Source organism: Streptomyces sp. NPDC059668 (assembly GCF_042734135.1).
In the GTDB taxonomy this organism is placed as follows: Bacteria; Actinomycetota; Actinomycetes; order Streptomycetales; family Streptomycetaceae; genus Streptomyces.
Genome location: NZ_JBHWEL010000084.1, coordinates 32122 through 38700, shown reverse-complemented (window position 1 = coordinate 38700; position 6579 = coordinate 32122). Strand labels below are relative to the sequence as shown.

Annotated in this window: 7 protein-coding genes; 6 read left to right on the top strand and 1 reads right to left on the bottom strand. The window is 68.5% G+C overall.

The genetic code is table 11. From position 1 onward, the window contains the following. The first annotated feature begins 158 nt into the window (after positions 1-158). From ACFV2J_RS36600 to ACFV2J_RS36580, 5 genes are all read left to right on the top strand, one after another. Positions 159-782 (top strand): hypothetical protein, encoded by a 624-nt coding sequence (locus ACFV2J_RS36600; protein ID WP_385094696.1) that lies wholly within the window; start codon positions 159-161, stop codon positions 780-782. 13 nt (positions 783-795) lie between these two features. Further along, the gene (locus tag ACFV2J_RS36595; RefSeq protein ID WP_385094693.1) at positions 796-975 is read left to right on the top strand and encodes a hypothetical protein; all 180 of its coding nucleotides are present in this window, start codon (positions 796-798) and stop codon (positions 973-975) included. A gap of 147 nt (positions 976-1122) precedes the next feature. Continuing rightward, positions 1123-1611, top strand: a complete 489-nt coding sequence (locus tag ACFV2J_RS36590; RefSeq protein ID WP_385094690.1) for a BlaI/MecI/CopY family transcriptional regulator — start codon at positions 1123-1125, stop codon at positions 1609-1611. Positions 1612-1620: 9 nt separating this feature from the next. Next, positions 1621-2184, top strand: coding sequence for an amino-acid N-acetyltransferase (locus tag ACFV2J_RS36585; RefSeq protein WP_385094687.1), 564 nt, complete (start codon positions 1621-1623; stop codon positions 2182-2184). Positions 2185-2411: 227 nt separating this feature from the next. Beyond that, complete coding sequence (locus ACFV2J_RS36580) at positions 2412-2747, top strand: Lsr2 family protein (protein WP_385094684.1); 336 nt, start codon at positions 2412-2414, stop codon at positions 2745-2747. On the opposite strand, the gene ACFV2J_RS36575 is transcribed toward ACFV2J_RS36580, so the two are convergent. Then, positions 2726-3499 carry an SCO3374 family protein gene (locus tag ACFV2J_RS36575; RefSeq protein ID WP_385094681.1) on the bottom strand — a complete coding sequence of 258 codons (774 nt, stop codon included), beginning with the start codon at positions 3497-3499 and terminating at the stop codon, positions 2726-2728. The two genes, ACFV2J_RS36580 and ACFV2J_RS36575, sit on opposite strands and share 22 nt — an antisense overlap. A gap of 430 nt (positions 3500-3929) precedes the next feature. On the opposite strand from ACFV2J_RS36575, the gene ACFV2J_RS36570 reads away from it, so the two are divergent. Beyond that, positions 3930-6455, top strand: coding sequence for an ATP-dependent Clp protease ATP-binding subunit (locus ACFV2J_RS36570; protein WP_148012285.1), 2526 nt, complete (start codon positions 3930-3932; stop codon positions 6453-6455). The last annotated feature ends 124 nt before the right edge of the window (positions 6456-6579 follow it).

Genomic DNA, 6579 nt, shown 5'->3' with positions numbered 1-6579 from the left:
GGTCCAGGGGGCGGCAGCCCCCTGGCAGAGGGGGTCTGGGCGGCGGCGTCTCCAGGGGATGGGCGAGGGTCAGGACACGCGTAGGGGGATATGGCGGATTTTGTCTGATTAGCGCGTATCGTCGCGGCATGCCCACGCCCTACGGATCCCGCGGCGGCATGGCGTTCGGTGCGCAGGAGCTGCGTGTGCTCCGTCGTGCTCTCGCCCTCGCCCTCCATCCCGCCCCCGCCTCGGCCGAAGACGTCCAGGACTGCCTCCGGCTCGCCGAATCCGTCGACGAGGCCGCCCGCGAGGGAGCCAGGCTGCGGGCGTTCCTGCTGGCCGACCTCTCCCGCTACCGGGCCGCACTGCCCGGCACGGCCGCCGGCTACCTCGCACTCCTGGAAGAAACCCTGGCCACCGGCTACCGGCCGAATCCGGACGATCTCGCCGCCCTGCGCGCCCTGCGCGGCAACCCCGCCGCGGCCGCCCTCCTGGCGCGCTGCTGCGACCTCGCCGAACGGGACGTCCGTGTCCGTCTGGCGGGCCGTACGGCCACTCCCACGGTCCCGGCGTCCCGAACCCGCCTGACGGCCCTCCCCGGAGGTCTGGCACGGGCCGCGGGCCCCGACGAGCCCGTCCGGAAGCCTTCGGACCGGCCCGCCGCCGACCCGAAGCCGAACCCGCCGGGCAGGAGCCCCCGCCCGGACCGCCCGATCCCCACCCCGGGCGAGGTCTTCCCGCCCAGGCGCAAACCGGTGCCGCCACCGGTGAACCCCCCTCAGCAGCTCGCGGCGGGCTAGCTACTCTGGAGCCATGGACTATGTCTCCGCGCTCGTGCCCCCCGTAGTGATGGCCGTGTTCTTCATCGGGTTGATCGTGACGATCGTCAAGACCCAGGGCGGTGCCAACAAGTCCAAGGAGGACGCGGTCGTCGACGCCGCCCTCGCGCGCGCGGACAGCGCCCGCCAGGCCTCCCGGGACTCCGAGGCCTGAGCATCCGGCGCCCCCCGGGGTGCCCGTCGGTACAGGGATCGGCGTACGACTCATACGTTTTTCGAGTCGTACGCCCTTTTTGTTGCCGATCTCCCACTATTGTTCTGAGCTGTGCCTCGCCCATTGGGAGAACTCGAAGACTCGGTCATGACGCGGGTGTGGAAGTGGAACCGCCCGGTGACCGTTCGAGAAGTCCTGGAAGACCTTCAGCAGGAACGGTCCATCGCGTACACCACGGTGATGACCGTTTTGGACAATCTCCATCAGAAGGGCTGGGTGCGCCGTGAGGCGGAAGGCCGGGCCTATCGATATGAGGCGGTCTCCACACGGGCCGCCTACTCCGCGGCCCTCATGAACGACGCATGGTCCCAGAGTGACAACCCCGCCGCGGCTCTCGTCGCCTTCTTCGGCATGATGAGCGAGGAACAACGCCACGCCCTCCGCGCGGCCATGCGTATCGTGCAGGACCCCGAAGAAGGCCCGGTCGATGCCGAAACACCGGCACCTACGGAAGCTTCCGAGGAGAAGGGCGACGAGAAGGGCGAGGAGAAGTCGGGCGAGAACCCGGCCGGGAACGCGGGTGAGAAGCCGGGCGGCGAGAACCCCGCCTCGGGCCCTGACGGCACCGGGCGATAGCGTCCGCTCATGCCAGCAGAGCATCCGGCGCGGCGGCCCGCGCCGCATCCCGCAGACACCGCAAAAGCCATCACCGTCCGGCGGGCGAGGACCGGCGATGTCGCGGCCGTGCGCCGCCTCCTCGACGCGAACGTCCGACGTCGCATCCTGCTCGACAAAGCCACGGTGACGCTTTACGAGGACATCCAGGAGTTCTGGGTCGCCGAACGCGGCGCGGGCCCGAGCGCCGAGGTCGTCGGGTGCGGTGCGCTGCACGTGATGTGGGAAGACCTCGCGGAAGTCCGCACTCTCGCGGTGAACCCCGCGGTCAAGGGCGCGGGTGTCGGTCATCAGTTGCTGGAGAAGTTGCTGGACACCGCCCGCTGGCTCGGCGTTCGCCGCGTTTTCTGTCTCACCTTCGAAGTGGACTTCTTCGCGAAGCACGGCTTCGTGGAGATCGGTGAGACGCCGGTCGACACCGATGTGTACGCCGAGCTGCTGCGTTCCTATGACGAGGGCGTCGCGGAGTTCCTCGGTCTCGAACGAGTGAAACCGAACACCTTGGGCAACAGCCGGATGCTTCTGCATCTGTGATCGCCGGCCACTATTCCGCCGGACCGCCTTGCCCGCGTTCCCTATGTCCGAAACGCGCACGTTTCCGGTCTTCCAGTGGCCCCCGAGTCTCCCCCAGGGGTTTGTGTTTTTCCAGCAAAAGCGGTTTGCTTTCCGACGTACTGCAGTACTGCATATAACAGGGGACGCGAAACGGCGGCCCACGCCGCAGACCCTCGGCCCTCACGTTATCGATGAAAGGAAATCCGGTGGCACAGAAGGTTCAGGTCCTTCTTGTCGACGACCTCGACGGTGGCGAGGCGGACGAGACCGTGACGTTCGCGTTGGACGGCAAGACCTACGAGATCGATCTCACGACCGCCAATGCGGACAAGCTGCGTGGTCTTCTCGACGCCTACGTGAAGGGCGGGCGTCGTACCGGTGGCCGCGCTTCCGGTGGCCGCGGAAAGGCCCGTGTCGCTTCCGGTGGCAGCCAGGACACCGCGCAGATCCGCGCGTGGGCGAAGGAGAACGGTTACGAGGTCAACGACCGTGGCCGCGTTCCCGCGCAGATTCGCGAGGCCTACGAGGCGGCCAACGGCTGAGCGCACGCGCGCCGCAGCCGGATGCGATGGCACTGAGTCGCCATCGTCTCCACGAGCCGTACGAGATCGGGGGCGCCCCCACCGCCCCCCATGGCCGACAGAGTCGGCAGCGAGGGTTCCACCTCGCACCCCGGCTCAGGGGGCCGCAGCCAGACGGCGGCCCCCTGCGGGCCGGACCCGCCGCCCGCGGAGAGTGGCCCTTCGGACACCCCCGGCGGCAGCGGAGCCTCGATGCTCCCGCCCGCGCCGATCGCCGTGAGATCCAGCTCGACGGCGCCCCACTCCAGCCAGTCGAGCAGCCCCGGCAGCTCCTCCGCGCTCCCCTCGGCCACCAGCAGCCGCATCCGCGCCCCGGGCCGGACCGGCAGGGCCCCGTGCAGGGACGGTGAATCCCCCGGGCGGGCCGCGGAATCCCTGGAATCCCCGGAATGCCTGCCATCCCCGGAATCTCCGCGCAGCGCCGGAAAAAACGCCTCTCGCGCTCCGAAATCCCCTGGATCACCGGCGCCGGCGGGATCACCGTCCCGTTCTGAAAGGTTTCTGTGCAGCGCCACGGGAGACGTCGGACCGAGGTGCCGCAGCGCCGCGAAACCCGCCTCCGCGGGGACTTCCAGCACGTCGAAGCGCATGCCGGTGGCCAGCCGCACCGGTGAGCCGGGCACCGTCGTCCAGCCCAGTTCGTTCTCGTACCACTGCCGCGTCCGGTCGCTCGGGTCGAGCGGGCGGCGCGGAAGGGGGACAGTGGGAACCATGACAGGAGCAACCGACGGAAGGGCTCCAGAGTTACGCTGGGTGTTTCATGATGAGCGCAGAGTGTCGAACAGGGGGGCGCGCGGGGACGATCGACGGCGCAACGATGTTCGCCCGTAGCGGAGGGAACCTGTGCGCGCCGCATGGAGTGTCAGTGCGTACGGGTAAGACATCCCTAGTGGGAGGGGCGACACGCAGAGCCTGGGCACCTCACGTTCGCCATCGGCGTACAGCTCATGAGGGTATCTGCCTGGCCTGCGGGAACATCGTCTCGCACCATCAGGTTGGAGCAGATGTCGGCGTTCGGGGTCAGGAGGCCAAGGACGGTGTCGGCAGTTGGAATGAGCGGTCCCCGCTTGCGGGACTAAGCTGCGGAAGGACAGGGAGGGGAGCGTCCCCTTACTGCCTGACCGCTCTGAGGAGCGATTAACGATGTTCGAGAGGTTCACCGACCGCGCGCGGCGGGTTGTCGTCCTGGCTCAGGAAGAAGCCCGGATGCTCAACCACAACTACATCGGCACCGAGCACATCCTCCTGGGCCTGATCCACGAGGGTGAGGGTGTCGCCGCTAAGGCCCTGGAGAGCCTCGGGATTTCGCTCGAGGCGGTCCGCCAGCAGGTGGAGGAGATCATCGGGCAGGGGCAGCAGGCCCCGTCCGGGCACATCCCCTTCACCCCCCGTGCCAAGAAGGTCCTGGAGCTCTCGCTCCGCGAGGCCCTTCAGCTGGGCCACAACTACATCGGCACGGAGCACATCCTGCTCGGCCTGATCCGAGAGGGCGAGGGCGTCGCCGCCCAGGTCCTGGTCAAGCTGGGCGCCGATCTCAACCGGGTGCGGCAGCAGGTCATCCAGCTGCTCTCCGGTTACCAGGGCAAGGAGACCGCCACCGCCGGCGGTCCTGCCGAGGGCACCCCCTCCACGTCCCTGGTCCTCGACCAGTTCGGCCGGAACCTCACCCAGGCCGCTCGTGAGTCCAAGCTCGACCCGGTCATCGGGCGCGAGAAGGAGATCGAGCGGGTCATGCAGGTGCTCTCCCGCAGGACCAAGAACAACCCGGTCCTGATCGGTGAGCCCGGCGTCGGCAAGACCGCCGTCGTCGAGGGTCTGGCGCAGGCCATCGTCAAGGGCGAGGTGCCCGAGACCCTCAAGGACAAGCACCTCTACACCCTGGACCTCGGCGCGCTGGTCGCGGGCTCCCGCTACCGCGGTGACTTCGAGGAGCGCCTGAAGAAGGTCCTCAAGGAGATCCGCACCCGCGGCGACATCATCCTGTTCATCGACGAGCTCCACACGCTGGTCGGTGCGGGTGCCGCCGAGGGCGCCATCGACGCGGCCTCGATCCTGAAGCCGATGCTGGCCCGCGGTGAGCTCCAGACCATCGGTGCGACGACTCTGGACGAGTACCGCAAGCACCTCGAGAAGGACGCGGCCCTCGAGCGCCGCTTCCAGCCGATCCAGGTGGCGGAGCCTTCCCTCCCCCACACGATCGAGATCCTCAAGGGCCTGCGCGACCGCTACGAGGCGCACCACCGTGTCTCCATCACCGACGAGGCGCTGGTCCAGGCCGCCACCCTGGCCGACCGGTACATCTCGGACCGCTTCCTGCCGGACAAGGCGATCGACCTGATCGACGAGGCCGGCTCCCGGATGCGCATCCGCCGGATGACCGCGCCGCCGGACCTCCGCGAGTTCGACGAGAAGATCGCGGGCGTCCGCCGCGACAAGGAGTCGGCCATCGACTCCCAGGACTTCGAGAAGGCGGCCTCTCTCCGCGACAAGGAGAAGCAGCTGCTGGCGGCGAAGACCAAGCGGGAGAAGGAGTGGAAGGCCGGCGACATGGACGTCGTGGCCGAGGTCGACGGCGAGCTGATCGCCGAGGTCCTCGCGACCGCGACCGGCATCCCGGTCTTCAAGCTGACCGAGGAGGAGTCGAGCCGCCTGCTGCGCATGGAGGACGAGCTCCACAAGCGGGTCATCGGCCAGAAGGACGCCGTCAAGGCGCTCTCGAAGGCGATCCGCCGTACCCGGGCCGGTCTGAAGGACCCGAAGCGTCCCGGTGGCTCGTTCATCTTCGCGGGCCCGTCCGGTGTCGGTAAGACCGAGCTGTCCAAGGCCCTCGCCGAGTTCCTCTTCGGTGACGAGGACGCGCTGATCTCCCTCGACATGTCGGAGTTCAGCGAGAAGCACACGGTGTCGCGTCTCTTCGGTTCGCCCCCCGGTTACGTGGGCTACGAGGAGGGCGGCCAGCTGACGGAGAAGGTGCGCCGCAAGCCGTTCTCGGTCGTCCTCTTCGACGAGGTCGAGAAGGCCCACCCGGACATCTTCAACTCGCTGCTGCAGATCCTGGAGGACGGTCGCCTGACCGACTCCCAGGGCCGGGTCGTGGACTTCAAGAACACGGTCATCATCATGACGACCAACCTCGGCACCCGGGACATCTCCAAGGGCTTCAACCTGGGCTTCGCGGCCACGGGTGACACGAAGTCCAACTACGAGCGCATGAAGAACAAGGTGTCGGACGAGCTCAAGCAGCACTTCCGTCCCGAGTTCCTCAACCGCGTCGACGACGTGGTCGTCTTCCCGCAGCTGACGCAGGACGACATCCTCAAGATCGTCGACCTGATGGTCGGCAAGGTCGACGAGCGCCTCAAGGACCGGGACATGGGCATCGAGCTCTCCCAGTCCGCCAAGGAACTGCTGTCCAAGAAGGGTTACGACCCCGTTCTGGGCGCGCGGCCGCTGCGTCGCACGATCCAGCGCGAGATCGAGGACACGCTCTCGGAGAAGATCCTCTTCGGTGAGCTGCGTCCCGGTCACATCGTGGTCGTCGACACGGAGGGCGAGGGCGACACCGCGACCTTCACCTTCCGGGGCGAGGAGAAGTCGGCGCTGCCCGACGTCCCGCCGATCGAGCAGGCCGCGGGTGGGGCCGGTCCCAACCTGAGCAAGGAGGCGTAACCCCCTGGGTTCGCCGCAGTAGCAGACAGAAAGGGGGGGGGCGCGGGGGGTGGGCGGCGGGGGGGGGCCGAGTTTGGGGCGGCGGCGGGCCCGGGGACCCCCGCGGGGGCACGGCGCGGGCGCG